The sequence below is a fragment of the Vibrio sp. 1CM23M genome (genome assembly GCF_023161755.1).
Lineage (GTDB): Bacteria > Pseudomonadota > Gammaproteobacteria > Enterobacterales > Vibrionaceae > Vibrio > Vibrio coralliirubri.
Map to the genome: position 1 here is coordinate 204,464 of NZ_JALNTR010000001.1, position 24,545 is coordinate 229,008.

The following is a 24,545-nucleotide window of genomic DNA, read 5'->3' on the forward strand; positions in this document are numbered from 1 at the left end:
CTAAATTGGTGACCCTACACTCAGTTCTTTTTATCTAAGACGATATATGAGAATAACTATTTGAATTCATAGGTGTAAGACGCACCAACACTGTTATTTTCACCGAAATCATCCTCAGCAAAAATAGTGAAGAAGTTGAATGATTGAGCATCACTCAACTTGTAGCTAGCACCGACACCTGCCCAATACCCTGAATAATCATCAGAGCCCATTGAACCACCACCGAAGCCCATGATAGACCATTCATCAGTGATCGTTTTTAAGCCAAACGCACCAATGTAGCCACCGTGTGTTGCACTCGGCATCAATACATAGTCAGAGCCAACGTTGTCATCATCGAAAACCGCTACTTCGCCATCATTATAACTGTAGCCAGCCATAGGGAAGATTTGCCAACCAAACGGCTCAATATCAAAATAACTCAGTGGTATAAACGTACCAATACTGTAGTTGTTCTTGTAAGCATCGTTATCATACTCAGAGCGACTAAAGTTGAAATTGACGATTCCCATGGGCAACAGCCATGAGCCGCCTACTCGCCACTCTTCGCCGTCCGCATTGACACGAGCATTAATCATTCGCGCTTCATCAAGCCCAATAGACCCAGAGAACTGCAAATCTTCGTTATAAGCAACGCCAGCTTTGGTTACGATTTTAGTCGGGTCGTCAGGGTGCTTCTCTTCAGCAAAAGCACCCGTCGAACCAAGCATTGCCGCAGCAACAAGTAATAGATTACGTAATGTCATTAGAAGGTTGCGCTAACGCCAACAAAGTGGATACGGCCATCGAATGAGCCGTTTAGCAAAGCATTACCTTTTGGTCCACTGCGGTTCATATCAACTGAACCCAAATCTGCGTATTCGTAGAACACTTCGATCAAGATATCATCCCAATACGTTGAAGCACCTACCGAGTAGCGATACTGTTCACCTACAGGAAGGTCAACCCACTGCATTGAAGGATCATCCTGCGGAGAAGTCTCATAAGAGAAGCCCGCTTTTAAACGCCAATCTGAATTCAATTGATAGTCAGCACCAACCGCAAACTTCCACACGTCGTCCCAATCGCGCTCGATTGGAATTCCGCCTAAATTAGTTGCTCCGAAATCTAATACCGTTTCGTCCCACGCACTCCAGCGGTGGAACTGAATGCTAGCAAGTAGATCAAGTTGAGAGTTCAATGCATAACTTGCACTGACATCGATGATTTCAGGAAGAGCAATATCTGTAGACAACGAATTCAAAGCGTCAGCACCTAGCTTACCGTTTACATCATTGTTGAATTCATGCTCGAGTTTAGAACGGTAGCTCGCACCTAATTTGAGTTTATCTGTTGGTGTGTACATTACGCCAAGGTTATAACCGTATGCCCAGTCAGTATCTTGTTTAGCAGTAAGCATTGATGTCGTTTGTTGAAACGCAGCCCAGCTGAATTGAACACCCGCGCCCACTGACCACTGGTCATTCAGCTTATAACTCAGTGATGGGTTTACTTGCATTGCAGTGAGAGTGATATCTTCTAGAAGTGCAGCACCCGCCCACTCACTGCCGTAATCAAGGCTAGAGCCGCCAACAGCGCCAAGCGCAATACCAAGGTGTAATTTGTCTGTGACTTGATGCGCGTGGAAGGCGCCAAATGAAGGCATTATGGAATGAGCTTTACCATTGTCATTTGAATCCAAGTTGTCTTGATATTGCATCTCAAGATCAAACGCCATAGTGTTAATGGTCGTTTTGCTTTCGCCCATGTGAGACATAGTGGCAGGGTTAGTCCACATCGCCGCTGCAGAGCGAGTGTAAACACCGTCACCAGCGCCAGTAGTACCGGCATTAGCAACGACAGCTTCTTGCAAAAACAGGCCACTTGCGAATGCATTTAAGCTAGTAAAAATTGCAGTGGCAGCTAGAGAGTAAGTAAAAGTTTTGTTCATCAGAGCGCTCATTTAGCCTTAGACATTAAATTGCTCTAAGGTTACCGCAAAGCCCTATAAACAAAGGGAATATCCATTATTCCTGTACAAACGCTATTTAAACTTTCTGGCGACGTAAGGGCGTGGTTTGTCTCGATGAATTTCACGTTGAGCAGCAATCGCCCTGTTCTTACCTAACCCAACCTTTATCTGATACCAAGTCTCGTAGAACACAGCCATGCCTGGGCTTGACCACCAAGTCTTGTTGTAGAGTTTCTTGTTAGCAGCAACGACATCTGGCGACCGATTCGCACACTCAAGTGCCAACGCATAGGCTTCAGCGTAAGGATCTTTGGCAATCTTGGTCACCAACCCATATTCTTTCGCGGTTTCACAGTCGATCACTTTGGCCGTCATCGCCATTTCAAGGGTGTGATCTTTACGCATCAGCTCTCTAAAGGCGATAGCGCCTCCCATGTCTGGAATCAGACCCCACTTTGCTTCCAATATTGAGAAGTTCGCATCCGGGCTAGCAATTCTAAAATCACCACCACTGACCAATTGCAGACCACCTCCCCAACAACGACCATGAATCGCAAAAATGACTGGGCATGGAATATCTCGCCAACCCAATGAAAAGTGTTGTGCAGCGTTAGGCAATGTCGGTAGCCATTTAAACAACAGCTTCATCGCCCCGGATTTACTGGTCAAAAGAGACTTAACATCAAGCCCTGAACAAAAATCAGAACCCTCGCCTTTTACTATTACAGCTCGAATCTCGGTGTTCTTTTTCAGCTGAGTAACCATGTTATTCACGCCTTGGAACATTGCCATATCAATAGCATTGAGCTTATCGGGTCGATTCAACACAACCGTCGCAATTTGGTTTTCATCGATAGAACAAGTAATACGATCGAGGTTTGGCATGGTGGCTACCTTATCAGTGGTCAGACCTTCAGGTTATACATTTTATTAACATATGCCAAACTTGCACATTAAGAAGCGAGACCTGTGTTGCTTAACGATTCTCCCTTACATAAACGACACCAACAAAAAAGCAGTGATGGATCGCTCCATTCACTGCTTTTTATTCGTAGCTTTTATCGCCAATGGATTTGATTGCCAATAGCTTTGATTAGCAATGGCGTGAGGTCATTAGCAGAAGCTATGTTCTTCGAGATTTCAGTAACAAGAAGATGAAGTAGCTGCCACCAATAATGGAAACTAACGTCCCTGCTGCAAGCTGCGCTGGGAACACCACCACTTGCCCTAACCAGTCGGCGAATAGCTTATATTCTGACAAATTAAGCCCAAACGCTGAACATTAAAAAGGCCATTGAAATTCATCATTTCAATGGCCTTTTCGTTTCCACTAGCGAGGCAGCTAGCTAATTACCTAAACAACTAACTGAGCTGGGACTCTCTCGCTTCTTGGCTACTGAAACCACGCAAAATGTTAAACAGGGTAATCAATGTGAACAGCATGATGACGAGCGATAAATGCCACGCTTCCCCTAGCCCTAACTGAACCAGCCCCATACTCACCATTGAAGAGACCACCATCTGCCCGCCGCCAGACATCGCAGCAGCCGCGCCAGCGTTCTTCTTATAAGGCAACATCACTAACGCCTGAGCACAAGGTAACGCAATACCATTACCAAGAATCATCAAGAACTGGCCAAGCATGAGATACAAAGGCTCGAGTGGACAGAAGAACAGCCACAAAGCCGCAGCAACGTGTAACACAGGTGTGCATAACAGAGTTTTCTTGTTACCTAGCATAGGGCGAATGCGGTTACATAAGCTTGTTCCGCCCAGCATGCCTAATGCAGGAATCACCGCCCACATCGCGTATTCATCTGACGTCATACCAATCTGGTTCTGCATGATAAATGGCATCACCGACACAGTGGTGATCATCAAGCTAAAGTTAAGCCAACCGATACTCGCAAAGCTCATAAAATAACGAGAAGTGAGTAACTCTTTATATTGAGAAACCATTTTCTTAGGCGAAGGGATCGCCGAAACCTGAGTGACGGTTTCCTTAAATTTGAACGCTAACACCACCCAAGCTAATGAGACATAGCCAAGTAGTGAGATGAACACCATGCTCCAACCGAAGTGGAAGTTAATGAATCCACCGATAACCGGCGCAATCAAAGGTGTAATAGACGCAACCATAGCAATGTAAGACATCGCGAGCGGCAAATCTGCCCCACTGAATCTGTCTCGCGTAGACGCACGAGCAAGTACCGCGCAACAACCGGTTCCTAAGCCTTGCAGGAATCGCCCCATCACCATGCTAGTAAACGAGTGACTGAAGAAGATGATCATCAAGAGACCCAGCATGGCAATCAACAAACCGCTTAACAGCACCTTCTTGCGTCCCAAAGCATCGGAAATAGGGCCATAAATAAACTGGGAAGGACCAAAGCCCAATAAATACACACTCACCAAAAGCTGAGCTTGCTCTAGCGAGACATTAAAATCTTTTGCGATCCAAGGTAAAGAAGGAAACACCAAGCCCATACTGAGCTGGCCGACACTGATGACCAAACACGCAAGTAAGATCGATTTAAAATCAAATCCACGACTCATCGTTTAATACGTCCATTTGAAGAAAAATCGTGCGTATCTAACTCACAACATAAAAACTGAGAAAATAGCGAAAATGCTGCTGACGAGTTGTTCATAATGCTCCGACGGGATCAAATAGAGAAAGGCACAGTAAACATACGTGAGCTTGTATAATCATACAATAGTCGTTCAACTAAATATGTGAATAGTCACTTTTCAGCAACCTCGGCTTTCCGCCTATCGGCCACAAGCGCTAGACTAACACTAGATGCTCATAATCAAGGGACTTCAATGAACACTCATCACCGTATTTTTTCAAGTGCTTTGGCGCTGTTTGCCTCAGGTCCTGTAACGTCAGCCTTTGCGTGGCAGGCAGAGAAGATCACCGACGGACTCGTTATCCCTTGGGGCTTAGCTTACGTCAACGATAAGTCGATGCTAGTCACAGAAAAATCAGGCGTCATTAAACATGTCGATTTAAAAACAGGCGATCAAAACACACTGTTCAGGCTACCCAATGTATGGGCGAAAGGCCAAGGTGGATTATTGGATATTGCACTCTCCCCTTTTGAAAACGGAAAGTTCTACGTCACTTACAGTAAAGACGTCGATGGTGAAGGTGTAACAACACTGGCTTCTGCTAATTACAGCAATAATGAAGTCACCAATTGGACAGACGTTTTTGTGTCGAAATCCAGAACGGACACCGGACGTCACTTTGGTAGCCGTATCACCTTTGATGATAGCCACCTGTATTTTTCAATCGGTGACCGTGGTGATCGAGACAACGGCCAAGATACCATGACTCACGCCGGCTCAATATTACGACTGAATGCCGATGGGAGCACACCAAGCGATAACCCATTCTCGGATAACAGCAAGGTGCTCAATGAGATTTGGAGCTTTGGCCATCGCAATCCACAAGGCCTGTATTACGATTTCCCGACTCAGAAGCTTTGGTCAATTGAACACGGCCCTCGCGGTGGTGATGAAATCAACCTAATAAAAGCAGGTGCCAACTACGGGTGGCCAGTCACCTCACACGGAAAAGAGTATTGGGGCCCTATCAGCGTTGGCGAATCTGAAACCAAAGATGGCATTGAAGCGCCTAAAAAAGTCTATGTTCCTTCAATCGCTCCGGGCAGTTTGATTGTTTACCAAGGAGACAAATACCCAGAGCTGAAAGGCAAACTGCTGGCTGGAGCACTAAAACTTACTCACATCAATATTGTGACAGTCAATGAGCAAGGTGAGGCAATCGAGGAAGAACGCATTTTAGAGGACTTGGGCGAAAGGATAAGAGACATCGAAACTTCACCAAACGGAGACATCTTCTTCAGCACTGATAATGGCAACCTGTACCGCTTGAAAAAGTAGCCGAGACCTCGTTCAAGTAAAGGCATTTACCTTACAACGACATTTATAAATATAAGCCGTTAAAAGTGGGCTTAACGCCCAGTTAGCGGCTTTAAATTTGCAAAAATGAATGCGCTAAAACAGTGCAATTACTCCAAATTCGTCATCAATTTCGACCACCTTTTTCACAAAAACTACAACAAATCACCATACAACTGTAACTCCATGATATTTAAGGAATGCAAAGTTTGACTACCCCCAAGTTTCTGCAACCTTTCACTATGGATTCGATTGACTATCCCCTGATTTGATTTAGACTTCACTCCGGCTAGAAAGAAAGTTCTTTGTATATAAACATTTCGTTGGATTACTAGTAACCCCGTTGTGTTGTACGCAATAGCAATAAACTTTTCCGCGCTATCAGTGCCACAATTGGCTCAAAATAAAAATTTAATTTTAGGATATCATCATGTCTAACACAGTTACTGGTACAGTAAAATGGTTCAACGAAACTAAAGGCTTCGGCTTCATTCAACAAGAAAACGGCCCAGACGTATTCGCACACTTCTCTGCTATCACTGGCGACGGTTTCAAAACTCTTGCTGAAGGCCAAAAAGTTGAGTTCGTAGTATCTCAAGGTCAAAAAGGCCCACAAGCTGACAGCATCAAAGTACTTTAATCTGGTATTTTAAAGCTTTCTAAAAATAGCCAGCCTCTGCTGGCTATTTTTTTACCCGCTATTCAGAGATTTAAGGTAATATTCCCCTTCACTATTTCTACCTAAGACACCCTCTCAATGGCTCTTAAACCGACAATCTACAAGTTTCGTATCTCTTTAACCGATATGAATCGCGACTATTACGACTCTTTTAATCTAACGGTTGCACAACACCCTTCTGAAACAGAACAGCGAATGATGGCTCGTATCATGGCTTTCTGTATCAATGCATCTCCTGAACTTGAGTTCACTAAAGGGTTGTCTAGCATTGAAGAACCCGATTTATGGCAGAAGTCGTTAGATGATCAAATCCTAGAATGGGTTGATGTAGGCGAACCCGATCCAGAGCGTGTTAAGAAGGCAACTCGCCTATCTAAATCCGTGCGTGTATTTAGCTTCAACACTAAATCAAACGTTTGGTGGGAGCAGAACAAAGGTAAATTCGGTTACCTAAAAGCTCAGATCGTTCGTCTAGACAACGATGGCATTGAGCAGCTAGCAGCGATGACACAACGTACGATGGATCTTTCAGTCATGCTGTCAGGCAACTCTGCTTTCATTAACAGCGATACTCAATCGGCAGAAGTAACGTGGGAAGAGCTACAGAGTAATGACTGAGCGTCCAACCCCGAATAGTTCGCAAACAGAAGCTAGCCTGCAAGAAGAAGCCAAGCAGCAAGCCGACGCGCAGCAAGAAATCAAAGCTAAACAACAAGCTAGAACCAAGCTTCACCAGTGTTTAAAGGAAGCAGGTTTAGACTCAGTCAAAGCGCTTTCGTCAGGCTACGAGAAAGAGCTGTCGTCATTTATTGATGAAAACCACGCTTTGTTTAAACACGCCTGCGAGAACAAGCCGGACAACTCGGCACGTCAGACGTTACTTGGCCTGTTAACCAAGGTACATATCGATGCAAGCTATCGCTTTGAAAGCAATAAAGAAGCGAATGAGGCGATGCAAAATGTATTCGATAATACAGTGGGCACTGAACACAGCGACAAGTTTCAAAACTCTAACGCTCAACAGTTAAAACTAGTCACGCATTTGTGGTTGTTCATTCAAGGACGACTAGGAATGGATTACAGCCTAGCCAATGATCACGCAGCTGTAGCCGCTACGCTACTGTCTCGCATATCGAGAAGCAGTAATGATGAGATTCGCGTAGAGTTCATGGCCAGTTTTTACGATGGTTTGAACATCTATCAAGCTGAGAACAAGCCATCCGGTATTGTTCACCACTTAAAGCGTTTGTTTAACCTTTCTTAAGCACCCCACCAGCGACTGACTCTAGTTACGCTCTATATTTTTACAGAGCGTGCTTTTTCTGCTTGGCCGCAAGAGATTCCCTATTACGCTCGTTCCTTACTTTAGGGAATGACGAAAGTTAAGGAGTCGCTCATTCTGCAAGATCAGCAGCGTTTTCTTCTAAAAGGCTGGAGATAGAATACACACTGGCCCCTCACCCTCGTATTTTACCTCACACGCCGTCATCCCCGAGAAGGAGGAACGACTGGATCGGGGATCTCGAGCCAGCTATACCATAAACACTTCATCAAAAAAGATTCCCTATTACGTTCGTTCCTCGCTTTAGGGAATGACGACATTCGTAGTCATTACAATTGACTTCATTACAGGCGTAAAAAAGCCCCGCATAAAGCGAGGCTTAGAATATTTTCAACGAACTTCAATTTACAGAGACTAAATTGAATTCATCTAATAATGCAGTGAATTAACGCAGGCCGTGTAAGAACTCGTGGCGCGTTGCTGGGTTTGATCTGAAAATACCGCCCAGAGCTGTTGTTGTCGTTTCGCTGGTCGCATCCATTACACCACGAGACTTCACGCAGTAGTGAACGGCGTCCATGGTTACAGCAACGTCATCAGTTTCGAGTAGCGTTTGCAATGCAACAAGGATCTGCTGAGTCATACGCTCTTGAACTTGTGGGCGCTGAGCAAAGAATCGAACAATACGATTAATCTTTGAAAGGCCGATGATTTTCCCACGCGGGATATAAGCGACCGCAGTCTTACCATCAATCGTCACTAAGTGGTGCTCACAAGTACTGGTCACGGTAATGTCTTTTACTCGTACCATCTCACGAACGCCCATCTTGTTTTCGATTACAGTAATTTTAGGGAAATTAGCGTAATCCAAACCAGAGAAAATTTCATCCACGTACATTTTAGCAATACGTTGCGGTGTTTCTTCCAGACTATCGTCCGTAAGATCAAGTTCAAGGAGAGTGAGAATCTCACGCATATGGTGTTCGATTCGTTCCTTTTTCTCTTCTCGGCTAACCTGGTTAGGACTCATTGGTGTCTCTAATCCGCGGCTTGCTAGCGCATCTTTAACCAACTTCGCTGATTCGCTAAGACCTGACATTGAACTTCCTCTTTTATTACCCCTTCTGGATGGCAAACAAGGATACTCGGAATTTTGAATAAATACACCCATATTTTAAGGGAGGTCATTATTTACGGGGCTTAAACTATGCTAAAGTGGCTGCAATTTCGTTGGCGAACCATCATGATTTGATAATTATTGAATCCCTATTGCCAACCACCAAATCAAAATAATAACGACCAAAGGATTTCAATTATGGGCTGTTGCGACGCTCCGGGCTTGATGCCAATTGAAGAAGCACTAGATAAGCTGCTATCACCAATTCAACCTATTCAAACGACCTTATCACTGCCATTAGCAGAAGCATTGGGTTACGTACTTGCTGAAGATATTCTATCCCCTATTTTTGTACCTCCTTTTGATAACTCAGCAATGGACGGCTATGCACTGCGCTTAGCAGACCTAGAGACCGGTAAAGTGCTGCCTTTAGCGGGCAAGTCCTTTGCGGGTCAACCATTTGAAGGTGAATGGCCTGCAAACACCTGTATTCGCATTATGACGGGCGCGAAGATCCCTGAAGGTTGTGACGCCGTAATTATGCAAGAAAACACCGCTGAAACTGACGCTGGCATTGAGATTCAGCAAGACGACATCAAGCTGAACAATAACATTCGCCCTACTGGTGACGACATAAAACAAGGCGATATCGTTCTTAGCCGTGGCGAACGTTTAACACCGCGTGACATTCCAATGATTGCTTCGCTCGGTGTGAGCCATGTAACTGTGGCACACAAACCCAAAGTCGCTTTCTTCTCTACTGGCGATGAGCTCAAGCCATTAGGGCAACCTCTTGAAGACGGTCAGATCTACGACAGCAACCGCTACGGCATTAAACCACTGATTGAAGCGTTTGGTTGTGAAGCGATTGACCTAGGCATCATCCCTGATTGCCCTGCAACGCTTAAAGAAACCTTCGAGAAAGCTCAAGAACTCGCAGATGTTGTTGTGACTTCTGGCGGTGTGAGTGTTGGTGAAGCGGATTACACCAAAGATATTTTGGAAGAACTCGGTCAAATTGGCTTTTGGAAGCTCGCTATCAAACCCGGAAAACCGTTCGCATTTGGTGAGTTGGATAACGCGTGGTTCTGTGGCTTACCGGGTAACCCAGTATCAGCAATGATGACTATGTATGTGTTAGTTCAACCTATGCTGGCTAAATTGGCAGGTCACACCGCATGGACAGCACCAGAATCGATTCCTGCTATCACTAAATCTGCATTCAAAAAAGGCCCAGGCCGTACTGATTACCAACGTGGCATCTACTCGATCGAAAACGGTCAGTTTGTAGTAGAAACAACCGGTAACCAAAGCTCCGGCGCTTTCCGCTCAATGAGCTTAGCAAACTGCTTTGTGGTACTAGAGCGCGAACGTGGCCGTGTTGAAGTCGGTGAAACGGTTCAGATTCAACTGTTTAACTCGACGCTTTACTAACGAGGCTTGCTGATGGAAATACTGTCTGACGCAGAGATGCTTCGTTACAATCGCCAGATCATTCTCAAACAGTTTGATTTTGAAGGCCAAGAAGCGCTGAAACAGAGTTCAATCTTAGTGTTAGGTGCAGGTGGTTTAGGCTGTGCCTCTGCTCAATACCTGGCGACTGCGGGCATTGGTAAGCTAACACTGATCGATGATGATATTGTCGAGCTTTCAAACTTGCAGCGACAAGTACTTCACACCGATGCTGATATTGGTAAGAAGAAGGTCGATTCTGCCGCTGAGTCTTTGCAGGTATTGAACCCTCATCTGACGATTGAAACTGTCGATCACAGGCTTGATGACGAAGCGCTAGCAAGTTTGATCGAAGCACACTCTCTTGTTCTTGATGCCAGTGACAACGTCGAAACGCGCAATCAGTTGAACCGCTTATGTTACGCATCAAAAACGCCACTCGTATCAGGTGCTGCGATTCGCATGGAAGGTCAGATTAGCGTATTCACTTATCAAGATGAAAATGCACCTTGCTACCAGTGCTTGAGCGCTCTATTTGGTAGTGCTGCTCTAAGCTGTGTCGAAGCCGGTGTGATGGCACCTGTTGTTGGCATGGTAGGCGCGGCTCAGGCTTTGGAAGCTATCAAGGTTATTGCCAAGTTTGGACAACCAAAGCAAGGCAAACTTTTGATTCTCGATGCCATGTCTCACAGCTGGCGTGAAATGAATTTAATGAAGATGCCTAATTGTTCGGTTTGTGGATAAGCTAAATCCTATCCCCTCTTATCGAAAGCCTAAGCCTTGACTAAAAGTCAGGGCTTTTTTAGGCCTTAACATCAGCTTCGCAACTCGCTTTATCAATTTGAAATACTCTATGAGAGATTAGTTTCATTTGAATTCTCATTTTGAGAATACAACGAGAAACCCAGAGCCATAAAATATAAACCTTAAAAATCAATAATTTAAAATTGGCACGTAACTTGTAAAAGTATCTAGACCTTCCATCACAAGGATGTAGATATGAGAATTACAACGTTAAGTTTGCTATTAAGTGCCCCCCTAGTCGCCAACGCAGCGCCATTCGATACCTGTCCAAGTAAGGCGTACCTCTTTCAATCCACCCCAGTGCAAGTTTGGGGGGTGAACCTAGTAACCGGCTCAACCACTCTGTTGGAAGACGATACGGGTATGAATGCCAATATCAATGGTGTTGGTTTCGACTTCCAAGACAGATATATTTATGGCTATGACACCACCAACAAACGCTTGGTGCGCCTTGGACAGGATTTCCAAGCTGAAGTCATCAATACCAGTGGCTTACCAACCGATCACACCTTTTATGTAGGTGACGTATATGATCACGTTTACTACTTATACCGTACAGGAAAAGGGCTATTCACCGTTGACCTCTCTCCTTTAGACTCTGATCCGAATGCGACCGTCACGGTCAACAAAATCGCTGGTAGTCCAGCAACTGTGAGGTTGACCGACTTTGCCTTCCACCCAAGTGATGGCTCTTTATATGGTATCGACAATAACTCGGGTGGCTTGTACCAATTCAACCCAACTACAGGCGCAGAAACCTACATAGGTGACACTGGAGAAACAGGGACATTCGGCGCAGGTTATTTCGATGTAAACGGCTACTACTACGTATCTCGAAATCAAGACGGTAAGATCTACCGTATCAACCTATCCCCAGAGAACGCTGCAAACATCGCTGCAGGTGTCGTTCCCGCTGTAGAGTTCGTATCGAATGGCCCTTCTTCTAATCAAAATGATGGTGCTCGCTGTGCGAATGCGCCTGTTGTGGATGAAGATTCCAACATCGACTTCGGTGACGCTCCAGATACCTACCTAACGTTATTAGCAAGTAACGGTCCTCGACATGAACTGGATGGCGTGACTTGGTTAGGTACAGACGCGCCCGACGCTGACCTTGATGGCTACGTAACACCGCAATCGGATGAAAGTGTGGGCATTGATGATGAATGGGCAAACGGCGGTATCGGTTTTGTTACTGCGCTTGAAGCCGGACTTGATTCAAAAGTAGTGATTGAAGCTTCAACAACCGGTTACCTTTCAGCTTGGATAGACTGGAACCAAGATGGCAGCTTTGATGGCGCCAACGAGCAAGTGTTTACAGATTACCTGTTAGACGCTGGTGAAAACGATCTGTTCCTAAATGTCGATATCAACGCACTGACCGGTACGACGTGGGCTCGATTTAGATTCAGTCAACAAACCAACCTAAGTTACTTTGGCGGTTCAACCTCTGGTGAGGTGGTCGATATTCAAGTCGATGTTCTTAACGATGGTGCCACCGCTCGTTACTTCCCAAGTGCTTCTGGCTACGCAACGCTCGCGTACGAAGATAACTGGCCATATAAAGCCGACTACGACATGAACGACGCTGTTCTTATGTATCGCATTACCGAAATCCTCAAAGATGGAAAAGTCGTTAAGTCCACTATAGACGGCCGCCTAGCTGCTGTCGGGGCAACGTACAGAAATGGTTTTGCTGTTCGACTTCCTAACCTCGACCCGAGCTTGGTGAGTAGTGGCAGCTCTTACATGAAACACAATGGCGTATTCACTGACCTCGATCTAGAAGATGGACGTAGCGAAGCAATCTTTGTTATCGCCAATGACCTGACAGAAAAAATCAGCACTGGCTGTACCTTCTACCGCACCAATAATGGATGTAAAGAAGATGAGCAGTTCTCGTTCCAAATTGGTATTACTTTAGCCGGTGACGGTGTGAGTACGGGCAGCTGGACTGATATGCCTTACGACCCGTTCATCTTCGCAACGCCTGGGTATTATCATGGTGAAAACCTACCTCTACATCCAGGACGCAGCTGGGAGGTTCACTTGCCAGACCAAGCGCCAACCGAAGCATTTGATACCACTAACCTCTTTGAAGCTGGATTAGGCGTTGATGACAGTAATCCATCAACAGGTAAATACTTCAAAACAGTAGAAAACCACCCTTGGGCGCTAATAGTAACTTCGGATGACGAATGGGAGTGGCCTTTAGAGTACGTCGATATTGTTACCGCTTACCCAGAATTTAAACCATACGCAGAATCCGGCGGTGAAACGAACCAGACATGGTACCAATCACCTGCAGACAACCAACGTTACGAACCATAAGGAGAGACGTTATGACTATTCACACTAAACAATATCGAGACAATCATTGCGTTGATTCAAGTCGCAATCTCTTTGAGGAAAAACGTATGTCTGTACAAAGCACTTGGAACATGAAGAAGTCACTAGCCGTTATTTTAGCAGCAGCGCCATTAGTATTAGCCGGTTGTGGGGGCGGCGGGGGCGGTGGTGGCGGTGCATCTACTCCATCACCATCTACACCCTCGGCACCTGCAATCCCGTCGAATCCGGTAACAGCAACGCCTTCGCCGTCTCCCGCGACGAGTGCGGTAGCAGCACAGAGCTATACGATGAGTGATTTGGTGGTACCTGACGGGTTTGACTACAACTCTGTTGAACAATTTGATCTCGACATCGACATCAGCAGCATTTCGACAGACCGTTCTTTTGTGACCGTTTATAGCCGATTTAGTACAAGAGATGACTCAACCTTGAAGCCGGATTACTCCAGTAAGGTCATTGCAGGTCCATTAGATAATGGTGTGTTCGCCTCGAACTTTGCAGCACCGGTAAACCATGAAGCACTCTTGATAGAGATTTGGTTCTACGATGGTCAACCTCCATTACAACAAGTGGTTTCTAGCGGCGACTCTCAGATTGTCTGGCAGTAAATCGTTTAACAGCAGGTAACTTGTCGTTAGTTAGGTCTATGACGAAACAGAGTCAAAATTAGTTGTTTGTAAGTAAGAAGTGAGCAGAAATGCTCACTTTTTTGTTTTCGTCGAAGAGCGATTAATTCAGCTTTCTTAGCGAGTAGCATTCACTTTACCACCAATCTCACTTATATTTTCAATATAACCTTCAAAGACTTACTCTCATGAAACAGTTAAAAATAGGTCTATTTATCTTAATGTGTGGCGTAGGCGTGTTAGTTGCCCTTGCCTATTTCCCGCTAACATCAGAGACGGGGCAACGCATTCAAGCCAAAGTCATTTCGAACACGCTGACTCAATCCTTAGATGGACACAGGCGTTATCTTACGGTTCAGACAAAAGATAATGACGTATTTCGGGTCTCTATTGCTCCTACCACAGACTGCCCTATTGATTCTGTGGTCGCGCTTGATACATTAAACAATCAAATAACCGGACAAAGCAGTTATCAGTTCATACATTGTCGAGCTGCACAGTAGCCATCGATACAACAACGGTATTCGTAAAAGCAACTGTATTCGCAAAGCAACTGTAATCGCTCTAACACTGTATTTGCTATAACAGCAAGAATCGCTAAAACAACAAGAATGGATATAACAATAATGAATCAGCCACTCATCTCACCAGAACAACTTCAACAACGTTTGCTAGCAGAAGACAACATCATCCTCCTCGACGCCAGTATCGAGTTTCAAATTCCAAGCGAGTCAGAAAAGATCAAAGGACAAATGATTCCTGGTGCTATTCGTTTTGACTACGACAAAGACTTTTGTAACAAGCATACTCTGCTTCCTCACATGTTCCCGACCGAAAAACATTTCAACACTCGCGCAAAAGAAATTGGCATCAATCAAGACAGTACGATTGTGGTTTACGATAACTCCGGAACCTTCGCTTCTCCTCGTGCGTGGTGGATGTTTATGGCAATGGGACACAACGACGTATTCATCTTAGATGGCGGTTTGCCCGCTTGGGTCGAAGCCGGTTATGAGACCGAGACTGACTATCGCACCGAAGTAAAAGCGGGCAATTTTGAAGGCCACATTCAAGACAACTACTTTGTCAGTGCTCAGCAGATTGAAAGTTACTCAACTGACAAGAGCGCAAACATTGTCGATGCGCGTTCTCAAGCTCGCTTCGATTCAGAAGTTCCTGAACCACGTGAAGGCTTACGTAGTGGCCATATACCGAATTCTATTTGCCTACCATTTGCCCAAGTACTCGATAACGGTAAGTTAAAGCCTCAAGAAGAGCTTATTGATATCTTTTCAACGTTAGAATTAACGCCTTCTCAACCTATGTTTTTTAGCTGTGGCTCTGGCGTAACAGCTTGCATCATATTATTAGCCGCTAAACTCGCTGGCTATAAAGGTGACATGGGCGTTTACGATGGTTCATGGACGGAATGGGGTGCTAACGACAAACTGCCTATCGCCGTGACTAAAAAGTAATTCAACTTCGCTTACTGCCACTGTTAGAATATACTGCGCATGCATAAAGAGCTTACTGATAATGATGGCCTCTCGTCTCATGAAGTAAGCCTTTATGTCGCAGTTAACGCTATGTTCGTTTGAGACCAAGACTCGATTCACGCCGTTTGATTTATAGCCTACATTAAGTTGCTAACGATAATTTGTGATTAATCATAAACTAATCGTTATCGACGTTATGAATACTAATATTTCACTCAAGAATCTCTGCTCATAGTCGTTACACTATTTAATCATTGATACTTTCACCATTTGTGTTTGTATCTTTCGTTGCATGAATCACACTGACAACCCAATAGTTTGTCATTTGCAGTCTGTTAAAAGTAGTAACCAACAAAAGGCATCTCATGGCTCTATTTAAGAAAAATATCTGGTCGCTGTACGCGTTTATCGTACTACTGACCCTGATACTTTTCGCCGCGTTGGGAATAACAAACTGGAAAGCGAACAGAGACGACTTCATAGAGCAGCAACACATTCAGGTTGAGCTTTTTTCTAGCTCCGTCAACTCGCTGCTGACCAGTCAAGAAGCCTTGTTAGAAGTGGTCGGCCATCAACTGGCTCAACAGTCTGATTTCACACGTACTGCGTCTATCCAAATTAGGCCAATTTTAGACAAGCTACTTGAAACCCACCCTGCGATTGCAGCGTTTGGCTTGTTGAACACCGACGGCGACTACCTCTCGATCAGCTCAAATCTTGAACTTGCGAATCAAAGGAACTTGCTGCAATACGCGCCAACAAGAGACTCCTTTTTAGACGCCCTATCAAGCAGTAGCATGGTGCTTGGCCGTACCTATTTTCAAGAATCGTTGAATAGCTTGGTTATCCCGCTGAGAAAATCCATTTCAATCGATGGCAAGAAAACCGATGCAGTAATGACCGCAGGGCTACGATTAGACGCAACGATCGTATTTGAAAATAATGCTCACGCCGGAAGTTTCAATACACTAAGCCTGATCAGAAAAGACAGCTATCGCCAATTTTATTCGAGTGATATCGAATCTGAGACTGCGTATTCCTCTCCGGTAGGCAAAGATGTCATACAGCGTATTGCAAGTATCTTTACCGACCGCTTCGGAATTAGCGTGCAAGAAGCGATGAATGGGCAAGAAACCTACTCTTTTGTCGTCGACGATGAACAATACCACTCTTTAATGAGCGCGAAATACATCCCGAACTACAAATTGTGGGTGGTAGGACGTACGGATCTAACTCACGTCGATAGTATATTCATACAAGAGTTCAGCATTCTTTTCGTTGCCTTTATTTTTCTTCAGTTCGGTTTCTACTTTTTGGTTAAGTCGATTGCCAAGAATGAACAGCGTACTCGTAGCCAACTCATTTATCAGGCGAACCATGACCCTTTAACCTCTCTGCCAAACCGTTTGTACATGCGTAGAAACATTGGCAAATGGATTGACGATGAGTCAGAGCCATTTTCGCTATTATTTATCGATATCGATAACTTTAAATGCGTCAATGACACCCACGGGCATGACTTTGGAGACAAGGTTCTCAAACAGATCGCTTTGCGTTTGATGAGGTTCCGATCTCGCCTCAGCCTATTGGTACGTGAATCCAGTGATGAGTTTTTGTTCTTAACGCCCTTGTCGAATGAAGCTGAAATTAAACGACTCGCCAAGCGCATTATTGAAGTGCTTTCTCAACCTTATGAAGTTGAAAGCGCTCAGTTTTTGTTAGGTTGCAGCATCGGCGTAGCACGTTTCCCTGAACACGGAAAAGATCTGGATAGCCTGTTACGTTCTGCCGATATTTCGATGTACAAAGCGAAACAGCAGCAAAACTCGTACAGTATTTTCACAACGGAAATGCAAGACGCGCACCTCTACAAAATGAAAGTAGAACAAAGGCTACGCATCGCTATTGAGAAACAAACACTGTTCATGGTTTTCCAACCACTGGTTCGTGCAAATGAGAGTATTCACGGTGTAGAAGCACTCGTGCGCTGGATTGATGACGAATTGGGTTTTGTTCCTCCAGATATCTTTATACCGATAGCTGAGAACACAGGCTTAATGCAAAAGCTGGGGACTTTTATTATTGAGTCCAGCATTATGCAGATCGCCCACTTGCACCGAACAACAGAACAAAAGATCGGGCTGTCGATCAACATATCAGTGCGTCAGTTTTCTCATCAATCCTTCTCTGAGCACTTGTTCGCGACGCTAGAAAAGTATCAACTGTCTCCTAGCTGTTTAACGCTAGAAATTACGGAGAGCTTATTCATTGAAGATGTAACCTTGGTGAAACCGACTTTTGAAGCCCTCAAAGAGAAGAATATAAAGATCTCTTTAGATGATTTCGGGACAGGTTATTCATCACTAAGCATGTTGAAAGCACTGCCTATCGATGAGCTTAAAATCGATAAGAGCTTTATCGAGAACATTGCTGTCGATCAGCAGTCACTCACCATGGTGCAAAACATCATCGCTATCGGTAAGAACTTCGGCATGGTGGTATTAGCAGAAGGCGTAGAATCAAACGAACACTTCGCAATTCTAAAGGCATGTGGATGTGATTTAATGCAAGGCTATTACTTCTCTCGCCCTATTCCTTATGATGAGCTGGCTACTCACCTAAACAAGCAAGTGACCGAGCACGCGGAATGTTCTGTTTAAGAACGCGAGTTAAGTTAAATAGACGAGCAAAATAAATAAGGTAGGCGGATAAACACCTACCTTATTTTCTAGGTCTTTTCTGATCGGTTATTTATTCATTTCACTATGCATAACATCGATCAACTGTCCGGAAGGATCTCCTGATAATTCCCAAGTAAAAATGCCGCCTAGGTCTGATTTCTTCGCCCATTCTGCCTTTGCTTTAATAGAACGCTGATCTTCAAAAGATATGAAAACTTTTTTATCTGGGTTCCACAAATAAGGTGCTTGAGCTTGCTCATCGTACTTATACTCATAACCTTGTTTGCTGCTGTAGTTATTCATAAGATCCCAAAACATGAAGTAACCGTTTTCACCGGTACCAAACTGTGCCCCTTGTTCAGAAACTAGGTCACCTTTAGGCAGCTCTCCAGCAAAGTCTTTTGTCCCTTGCCAGCCTCGCCCATAAAAAGCCGCCCCGATCACGAGCTTCTCGCTAGGAATACCTTGCTCTATCATCTGATTAATGAAGACATCAGCTCCCATTCCCCACCAACTGCGCTCTGTGGCATGTAAGTTTGTTGTGTGACCAGTCTGAGTTCCCCAGCCTCCGAGGAAGTCATACGTCATCGCAAACATATTCGTCAAATATGGGCTGGCTGCGTTCCAGTCAATTTGGGCAGCCTTAGCACCAACACCGACAGCCGTTGAAAGCTCGTAATCTCTTTGAGTCGTCTTTGATAGAGCGTCCAAATCACTTCTGATTGTTTTTACTAAAAGTGTGAAAGCTTCACGCTCTTGCGCTTTCTGCTCATCCGTTAGTTTAGTCTCTGGGTTCCAAGGCGAAGTGGTTAAGCCGCCGCCTCCTGGGTATTCCCAATCAAGATCAATACCATCAAAGAAGTCATATTTTTGAATCAACTCAACAGCAGTTTTTGAAAAGTGCGCAATGGCTTGAGGATCTTTCGCCATCGCATGGAAAGGTTCAGACATTGTCCATCCACCAAATGATGGCAAGATTTTGATATTTTGATTGTCGGCCTTCAATTGAGCTAACTGGGCAAAGTGACCTTTGTAGGCGACATCAACATCCACGTCTCCGAAATCGACTTCTAACGCAGCTTCTTTATCCACAATAATCGCGGTATAGGGTTGTTTGTCTGCACATTGCTGCTGAATTTGTTTTTGGACGGGCTCACCAGCACCGCTATGAGGACCACACATGCTCAAGAAGGCGTAAATAATATGTGAGAGCTTGTCTGCCGGTATGTCGTCAACGGTATAAGGGTTATCTTTATTCAGATATTGCCAATCCGCAAAATACCCTGCGACGACTTTATCATCGGCATGTACTGTAGGTGTGAGCATACAAGCCGTGGCTATTAAGCTAAGCGCAATGATAGAATTAGATTTAAAGATAGAACTTGATTGGTCACTGTTGCTAGAAATAGCGTGTGTGATAAATGACAGTTTCATAATTATCTCCATTAGTGTGGCTTAACATTAAAGAGTGATAATTCTTTCAACCGCTGAACAAATTCACTATTCGAGTCATGTCTAATAGTTATCCCCCTTATTGCACTGGTTTCATTAGGGAGGAATTGCCATGATTACTCAAATAGTGAATTCAACGAAGCACAAATATCTTACTATTCACTGCCGTTTGGTTTATTCACGCTAAGTTGTTCGTCCAAGTTAAGTACCGTCAATGCATTACTTACGCTGGTTGCGATCACATCGACCACGCCGGTTCTTAGTGCACCTAACAAAGCGAGAGGTTTACTGTTCTCTGCTGCGATGGCAATGACTTCTGCTATTGGCCGGAATTCTTCCAAGGCCAAACCAATCACACGGTCACTCATTACTGTGTTTGCTGTTTTACCGTGAACATCGAAAAAGTCATAACCCGCAAAGTCACCGACGACACCTTGTAATAAACGAGATTGAACGACCTCACCTGCGGTAAACCAACCTAAGTCGACCATATAACTGTTTTCGCTCATATCACCGATACCGACTAAAGCGACATCGGCTTTTCGAGCGAGATCGAGGGTCTGCTTAACGGTGCTGTTTTCCATGAATGCGGTTTTTTGCGCTTTATTCTCCGCATAAGCGGGCGCGTATAAGGTTTCAGAAGATCCACCGTACTTTTTGGCTAGCTGCCTGCATATATGGTCGGCATTAAACATACCGCCTCTTGGGTGAATACCGCCGATACCACACACGAATTTACAGTCTCGTGGCGTAATAACGCCAGTGTGGTGAGCAACAGACGATACGTTTCGCCCTTGTCCTACTGTCACCACCATACCGTTTTTCAGTGTACTGGTAAGATAGTTAGACACTAAACCAGCAACCTGTAATCGCTGCTTCTCTTCATTCGGTTGGTCTAGTGCCACAAGTGCTCGCTTCACACCAAATCGTTCGATCAAACGTTGCTCGATCTTCGCACTAAAAACAGGGTGATATTTCACGGTGATCTCAACAATGCCCTCATCTCTGGCTTGCTTGAGCATTCGACCAACCTTTGCACGAGAGATAGAGTACTTTTTAGATATCTCTTCTTGCGTGGCACCATCTTGATAATAAGCAACCGCTACTTCAGTGAGGAGATCAGTGTTTTCTTCGGAAACATCTTGGATATTCTTACTCATATACCACTCAACCAATATTTAACAATTATTTTACCTGCTTGAAGAACAAATGTTCGATGCTTAAGCAAGTGATACACAAGTTTACACCCTGAACATATGTAACATCAAGGTACATTTGCTCATCGTCATAACCATGGTTTTGTTGTTGATTAATTCACCTCACTTTGCTCGTTAAACGTTTGCTTGCATGCCCCATGATTACTAGAGCGAAATATATTTGACTGAAGTCACCATACAGCACTATTTACCGTTGACTTTGGGGCTAGATCGGATAAATATGGCTACATCATTTACTCATCGAGCGATCAAATGTTCTGTGCAAATGTTCGTTCGGAGAAAAATTTAAATTAATGTAAGTTTGGCTCACTGGTACAACCATTGAGAACTTCATTAGTTAGCTTGCAAATGCCCACACCTCTCCCATTAACGAGGTGTTATGCGATACATAGGATGATCAAAATGAGCAATAAATTAGAGCAACTTCGTAAACTAACAACTGTTGTAGCTGACACTGGCGATATCGAAGCTATCAGCAAGTACACTCCTGAAGATGCAACAACTAACCCATCTCTAATTCTTAAAGCTGCTCAAATTGCTGAGTACGCTCCTCTAATCGATGCTTCTATAGAATACGCAAAAGCGCAAAGCGGTGATAAAGCACAGCAAGTTCAAGATACTTGCGACATGCTTAACGTGAACATCGGTAAAGAAATCCTAAAAGTTGTACCTGGCCGTATCTCTACTGAAGTAGATGCTCGTCTTTCTTACGACATGGAAGGCAGCGTTGCTAAAGCTCGTCAACTTATCAAAATGTACAACGACGCTGGCATCACTAACGACCGCATCCTTATCAAACTGGCTTCTACTTGGGAAGGTATCCGTGCTGCTGAAATCCTAGAGAAAGAAGGCATCAACTGTAACCTAACGCTTCTATTCTCTTTCGCTCAAGCTCGTGCTTGTGCTGAAGCTGGCGTATTCCTAATCTCTCCTTTCGTAGGTCGCATCATGGACTGGTACAAAGCGAAAGAAGGTCGTGATTTCGAAGCTTCAGAAGATCCAGGTGTAATCTCAGTTTCAGATATCTACAACTACTACAAAGACCACGGCTACAAAACTGTTGTTATGGGCGCAAGCTTCCGTAACATCGGCGAGATCCTTGAACTTGCGGGTTGTGACCGTCTAACTATCGCTCCTCAACTTCTAGCAGACCTAGAAGCAGCAGAAGGCGAAGTAGTTGAGAAGCTTATCGACTCTAACGGTACTAAAGAGCGTCCAGCAGCGATGACTCACGCTGAGTTCCTATGGGACCACAACCAAGATGCAATGGCTGTTGAGAAACTGGCTGAAGGCATCCGCAACTTCGCCGTTGACCAAGGCAAACTAGAAGACATGATCGCAGCTAAGCTGTAATCACTCTCACCAAATTCAAATAGGGGAACGTTCAGTTCCCCTACTTTTATCAATTTTGTTTTTCTTAATTTTTATTCGGAAGTTCTTATGAATCGCAAACATCTAGCTAACGCTATTCGTGCTCTAAGCATGGACGGCGTACAACAAGCAAACTCTGGTCACCCAGGCGCACCTATGGGTATGGCTGACATCGCTGAAGTACTTTGGCGTTCTCACCTAAACCACAACCCAGCAAACCCAGAGTGGGCTGACCGCGACCGTTTTATCCTGTCTAACGGCCACGGCTCAATGCTGATTTACTCTCTGCTGCACCTAGCAGGTTACGAGCTTTCAATTGAAGACCTTAAGAACTTCCGTCAACTGCACTCTAAGACTCCAGGTCATCCAGAGTACGGCTACGCACCAGGCATCGAAACAACGACTGGTCCTCTAGGTCAAGGCATTACTAACGCTGTTGGTATGGCTATGGCTGAGAAAGCGCTAGCTGCACAGTTCAACAAAGAAGGCCACGACATCGTAGACCACTACACTTATGCATTCATGGGTGATGGCTGTCTGATGGAAGGTATCTCTCACGAAGCATGTTCTCTAGCAGGTACGCTTGGTCTTGGTAAGCTGGTTGCTTTCTGGGATGACAACGGTATCTCTATCGATGGCGAAGTTGAAGGTTGGTTCTCTGACGATACACCTAAGCGTTTCGAAGCTTACGGCTGGCACGTAATCCCAGCGGTAGACGGCCACGACTCTGACGCTATCAACGCAGCGATTGAAGCGGCTAAAGCAGACCCTCGCCCTACTCTAATCTGTACTAAAACAGTAATTGGCTTTGGTTCTCCAAACAAAGCAGGTACGCACGACTGTCACGGTGCACCACTAGGCGCTGAAGAAATTGCAGCAACACGTAAAGAATTAGGTTGGGAGCACGGTCCTTTTGAAATTCCGTCGGAAGTTTACTCAGAGTGGGATGCGAAAGAAGCAGGCGCAGCTAAGGAAGCAGCGTGGAACGAGAAACTTGCAGCTTATGAAGCAGCATACCCTGAGCTGGCAGCTGAATTCAAACGCCGCGTAAACGGTGACCTACCTGCTGAATGGGAAGAGAAAGCATCGGCAATCATCGCTGATCTTCAAGCTAACCCAGCAAACATCGCTTCACGCAAAGCATCTCAAAATGCACTAGAAGCGTTCGGTGCTATGCTACCGGAATTCATGGGCGGCTCTGCTGACCTTGCGCCTTCTAACCTGACTATGTGGTCTGGTTCTAAGTCTCTTGAAGCAAACGACTTCTCTGGTAACTACATCCACTACGGTGTACGTGAATTCGGTATGACAGCTATCATGAACGGTATCGCTCTGCACGGTGGTTTCGTACCATACGGCGCAACATTCCTAATGTTCATGGAATACGCTCGTAACGCTATGCGTATGGCTGCTCTGATGAAAACTCAGAACATCCAAGTTTACACGCACGACTCTATCGGTCTTGGCGAAGATGGTCCAACTCACCAACCAGTTGAGCAGATCGCTTCTCTACGTCTGACTCCAAACATGAGCACATGGCGTCCATGTGACCAAGTTGAGTCTGCTGTTGCTTGGAAACTGGCAATCGAACGCAAAGATGGTCCTTCTGCACTTATCTTCTCTCGTCAAAACCTTGCACAGCAAGATCGTGACGCTGAGCAAGTAGCAAACATCGCTAAGGGTGGTTACATCCTGAAAGATTGCGCTGGTAAGCCAGAGCTAATCATCATTGCAACTGGTTCTGAAGTTGAGCTAGCGGTTAGCGCTGCGGCTGAACTAACAGCTGAAGGTAAAGCGGTACGCGTAGTATCTATGCCTGCAACTGACGCATTCGACAAGCAAGACGCGCAGTACCGTGAGTCTGTACTTCCATCTGACGTTACCGCACGTATCGCAGTAGAAGCTGGCATCGCTGACTTCTGGTACAAGTACGTTGGTTTCGGTGGCAAGATCATCGGTATGACAACGTTCGGCGAATCTGCACCAGCAGGCGAGCTATTCAAGATGTTCGGTTTCACTACTGAAAACGTAGTAAACACAGCAAAAGAGCTTCTAGCTTAGTCTTGATTAAATTGTCTCGCCCTTAAATGGGTGATGCATACTGAAAGCCCCGCATGAAAATGCGGGGCTTTTTT

General features: G+C 44.9%; 20 protein-coding genes and 1 pseudogene. 13 read left to right on the forward strand and 8 right to left on the reverse strand.

Translation table 11 applies throughout. The features are described from left to right. Positions 1-56 precede the first annotated feature (56 nt). The 5 genes and pseudogenes from MSG35_RS00855 to MSG35_RS00875 form a co-directional block, all read right to left on the reverse strand. On the reverse strand, positions 57-746 hold the full coding sequence (locus tag MSG35_RS00855) for a hypothetical protein (RefSeq protein WP_050648179.1): 690 nt from the start codon (positions 744-746) through the stop codon (positions 57-59). After that, the gene (locus tag MSG35_RS00860) at positions 746-1,930 is read right to left on the reverse strand and encodes an outer membrane protein transport protein (RefSeq protein ID WP_248382486.1); all 1,185 of its coding nucleotides are present in this window, start codon (positions 1,928-1,930) and stop codon (positions 746-748) included. The genes MSG35_RS00855 and MSG35_RS00860 overlap by 1 nt, the downstream gene beginning before the upstream one ends. A gap of 93 nt (positions 1,931-2,023) precedes the next feature. Next, positions 2,024-2,836 (reverse strand): crotonase/enoyl-CoA hydratase family protein, encoded by an 813-nt coding sequence (locus MSG35_RS00865; RefSeq protein WP_248382487.1) that lies wholly within the window; start codon positions 2,834-2,836, stop codon positions 2,024-2,026. Positions 2,837-3,074: 238 nt separating this feature from the next. Beyond that, a pseudogene (locus MSG35_RS00870) lies at positions 3,075-3,197 on the reverse strand (iron chelate uptake ABC transporter family permease subunit); the annotation flags it as partial. A 116-nt stretch (positions 3,198-3,313) separates the two neighbouring features. Continuing rightward, positions 3,314-4,507, reverse strand: coding sequence for a multidrug effflux MFS transporter (locus MSG35_RS00875; RefSeq protein ID WP_248382488.1), 1,194 nt, complete (start codon positions 4,505-4,507; stop codon positions 3,314-3,316). 270 nt (positions 4,508-4,777) lie between these two features. On the opposite strand from MSG35_RS00875, the gene MSG35_RS00880 reads away from it, so the two are divergent. From MSG35_RS00880 to MSG35_RS00895, 4 genes are all read left to right on the forward strand, one after another. Continuing rightward, entirely contained in the window at positions 4,778-5,863 is a 1,086-nt protein-coding gene (locus MSG35_RS00880) for a PQQ-dependent sugar dehydrogenase (RefSeq protein ID WP_248382489.1), read from the forward strand. Positions 5,864-6,311: 448 nt separating this feature from the next. Next, positions 6,312-6,521: a cold-shock protein gene (locus MSG35_RS00885; protein ID WP_010430417.1), complete on the forward strand. Its 210-nt coding sequence runs from the start codon at positions 6,312-6,314 to the stop codon at positions 6,519-6,521. 117 nt (positions 6,522-6,638) lie between these two features. Beyond that, the gene (locus MSG35_RS00890; protein WP_248382490.1) at positions 6,639-7,178 is read left to right on the forward strand and encodes a YaeQ family protein; all 540 of its coding nucleotides are present in this window, start codon (positions 6,639-6,641) and stop codon (positions 7,176-7,178) included. Then, the gene (locus tag MSG35_RS00895) at positions 7,171-7,824 is read left to right on the forward strand and encodes a hypothetical protein (protein WP_248382491.1); all 654 of its coding nucleotides are present in this window, start codon (positions 7,171-7,173) and stop codon (positions 7,822-7,824) included. The genes MSG35_RS00890 and MSG35_RS00895 overlap by 8 nt, the downstream gene beginning before the upstream one ends. Positions 7,825-8,287: 463 nt before the next feature. On the opposite strand, the gene folE is transcribed toward MSG35_RS00895, so the two are convergent. Beyond that, positions 8,288-8,941 carry a GTP cyclohydrolase I FolE gene (gene folE / locus MSG35_RS00900; protein WP_017061725.1) on the reverse strand — a complete coding sequence of 218 codons (654 nt, stop codon included), beginning with the start codon at positions 8,939-8,941 and terminating at the stop codon, positions 8,288-8,290. A 216-nt stretch (positions 8,942-9,157) separates the two neighbouring features. Here folE and moeA point away from each other — a divergent pair, with 216 nt between their 5' ends. From moeA to MSG35_RS00935, 7 genes are all read left to right on the forward strand, one after another. Then, positions 9,158-10,393, forward strand: a complete 1,236-nt coding sequence (moeA, locus tag MSG35_RS00905) for a molybdopterin molybdotransferase MoeA (protein ID WP_248382492.1) — start codon at positions 9,158-9,160, stop codon at positions 10,391-10,393. A 12-nt stretch (positions 10,394-10,405) separates the two neighbouring features. Continuing rightward, a complete protein-coding gene (gene moeB, locus MSG35_RS00910; protein ID WP_248382493.1) occupies positions 10,406-11,155 on the forward strand; it encodes a molybdopterin-synthase adenylyltransferase MoeB in 750 nt (249 codons plus the stop codon). 255 nt (positions 11,156-11,410) lie between these two features. Beyond that, positions 11,411-13,546 carry an LruC domain-containing protein gene (locus tag MSG35_RS00915; RefSeq protein ID WP_248382494.1) on the forward strand — a complete coding sequence of 712 codons (2,136 nt, stop codon included), beginning with the start codon at positions 11,411-11,413 and terminating at the stop codon, positions 13,544-13,546. Between the two features lie 11 nt (positions 13,547-13,557). Then, positions 13,558-14,175, forward strand: a complete 618-nt coding sequence (locus MSG35_RS00920) for a hypothetical protein (RefSeq protein WP_248382495.1) — start codon at positions 13,558-13,560, stop codon at positions 14,173-14,175. A gap of 206 nt (positions 14,176-14,381) precedes the next feature. After that, on the forward strand, positions 14,382-14,696 hold the full coding sequence (locus MSG35_RS00925) for a hypothetical protein (RefSeq protein WP_050620744.1): 315 nt from the start codon (positions 14,382-14,384) through the stop codon (positions 14,694-14,696). Between the two features lie 123 nt (positions 14,697-14,819). Further along, positions 14,820-15,668 carry a sulfurtransferase gene (locus tag MSG35_RS00930; protein WP_248382496.1) on the forward strand — a complete coding sequence of 283 codons (849 nt, stop codon included), beginning with the start codon at positions 14,820-14,822 and terminating at the stop codon, positions 15,666-15,668. Positions 15,669-16,054: 386 nt separating this feature from the next. Beyond that, on the forward strand, positions 16,055-18,349 hold the full coding sequence (locus MSG35_RS00935) for an EAL domain-containing protein (protein WP_248382497.1): 2,295 nt from the start codon (positions 16,055-16,057) through the stop codon (positions 18,347-18,349). An 87-nt stretch (positions 18,350-18,436) separates the two neighbouring features. Here the strand turns inward: MSG35_RS00935 and MSG35_RS00940 are convergent, their stop codons facing one another. Beyond that, positions 18,437-19,804 (reverse strand): glycoside hydrolase family 18 protein, encoded by a 1,368-nt coding sequence (locus tag MSG35_RS00940; RefSeq protein ID WP_248382498.1) that lies wholly within the window; start codon positions 19,802-19,804, stop codon positions 18,437-18,439. 173 nt (positions 19,805-19,977) lie between these two features. Then, on the reverse strand, positions 19,978-20,982 hold the full coding sequence (locus tag MSG35_RS00945) for a sugar-binding transcriptional regulator (RefSeq protein ID WP_017065721.1): 1,005 nt from the start codon (positions 20,980-20,982) through the stop codon (positions 19,978-19,980). Between the two features lie 459 nt (positions 20,983-21,441). On the opposite strand from MSG35_RS00945, the gene tal reads away from it, so the two are divergent. Both tal and tkt read left to right on the forward strand, forming a co-directional pair. Further along, a complete protein-coding gene (tal, locus tag MSG35_RS00950) occupies positions 21,442-22,392 on the forward strand; it encodes a transaldolase (protein WP_009845571.1) in 951 nt (316 codons plus the stop codon). 87 nt (positions 22,393-22,479) lie between these two features. Then, positions 22,480-24,471: a transketolase gene (tkt, locus tag MSG35_RS00955; protein ID WP_248382500.1), complete on the forward strand. Its 1,992-nt coding sequence runs from the start codon at positions 22,480-22,482 to the stop codon at positions 24,469-24,471. The last annotated feature ends 74 nt before the right edge of the window (positions 24,472-24,545 follow it).

What these genes read in the sequence shown, in the direction of transcription:
- MSG35_RS00855 (WP_050648179.1), bottom strand. Translation starts at nt 746, where the DNA reads ATGACATTACGTAATCTATTACTTGTTGCTGCGGCAATGCTTGGTTCG.
- MSG35_RS00860 (WP_248382486.1), bottom strand. Translation starts at nt 1,930, where the DNA reads ATGAACAAAACTTTTACTTACTCTCTAGCTGCCACTGCAATTTTTACT.
- MSG35_RS00865 (WP_248382487.1), bottom strand. Translation starts at nt 2,836, where the DNA reads ATGCCAAACCTCGATCGTATTACTTGTTCTATCGATGAAAACCAAATT.
- MSG35_RS00875 (WP_248382488.1), bottom strand. Translation starts at nt 4,507, where the DNA reads ATGAGTCGTGGATTTGATTTTAAATCGATCTTACTTGCGTGTTTGGTC.
- MSG35_RS00880 (WP_248382489.1), top strand. Translation starts at nt 4,778, where the DNA reads ATGAACACTCATCACCGTATTTTTTCAAGTGCTTTGGCGCTGTTTGCC.
- MSG35_RS00885 (WP_010430417.1), top strand. Translation starts at nt 6,312, where the DNA reads ATGTCTAACACAGTTACTGGTACAGTAAAATGGTTCAACGAAACTAAA.
- MSG35_RS00890 (WP_248382490.1), top strand. Translation starts at nt 6,639, where the DNA reads ATGGCTCTTAAACCGACAATCTACAAGTTTCGTATCTCTTTAACCGAT.
- MSG35_RS00895 (WP_248382491.1), top strand. Translation starts at nt 7,171, where the DNA reads ATGACTGAGCGTCCAACCCCGAATAGTTCGCAAACAGAAGCTAGCCTG.
- folE (WP_017061725.1), bottom strand. Translation starts at nt 8,941, where the DNA reads ATGTCAGGTCTTAGCGAATCAGCGAAGTTGGTTAAAGATGCGCTAGCA.
- moeA (WP_248382492.1), top strand. Translation starts at nt 9,158, where the DNA reads ATGGGCTGTTGCGACGCTCCGGGCTTGATGCCAATTGAAGAAGCACTA.
- moeB (WP_248382493.1), top strand. Translation starts at nt 10,406, where the DNA reads ATGGAAATACTGTCTGACGCAGAGATGCTTCGTTACAATCGCCAGATC.
- MSG35_RS00915 (WP_248382494.1), top strand. Translation starts at nt 11,411, where the DNA reads ATGAGAATTACAACGTTAAGTTTGCTATTAAGTGCCCCCCTAGTCGCC.
- MSG35_RS00920 (WP_248382495.1), top strand. Translation starts at nt 13,558, where the DNA reads ATGACTATTCACACTAAACAATATCGAGACAATCATTGCGTTGATTCA.
- MSG35_RS00925 (WP_050620744.1), top strand. Translation starts at nt 14,382, where the DNA reads ATGAAACAGTTAAAAATAGGTCTATTTATCTTAATGTGTGGCGTAGGC.
- MSG35_RS00930 (WP_248382496.1), top strand. Translation starts at nt 14,820, where the DNA reads ATGAATCAGCCACTCATCTCACCAGAACAACTTCAACAACGTTTGCTA.
- MSG35_RS00935 (WP_248382497.1), top strand. Translation starts at nt 16,055, where the DNA reads ATGGCTCTATTTAAGAAAAATATCTGGTCGCTGTACGCGTTTATCGTA.
- MSG35_RS00940 (WP_248382498.1), bottom strand. Translation starts at nt 19,804, where the DNA reads ATGAAACTGTCATTTATCACACACGCTATTTCTAGCAACAGTGACCAA.
- MSG35_RS00945 (WP_017065721.1), bottom strand. Translation starts at nt 20,982, where the DNA reads ATGAGTAAGAATATCCAAGATGTTTCCGAAGAAAACACTGATCTCCTC.
- tal (WP_009845571.1), top strand. Translation starts at nt 21,442, where the DNA reads ATGAGCAATAAATTAGAGCAACTTCGTAAACTAACAACTGTTGTAGCT.
- tkt (WP_248382500.1), top strand. Translation starts at nt 22,480, where the DNA reads ATGAATCGCAAACATCTAGCTAACGCTATTCGTGCTCTAAGCATGGAC.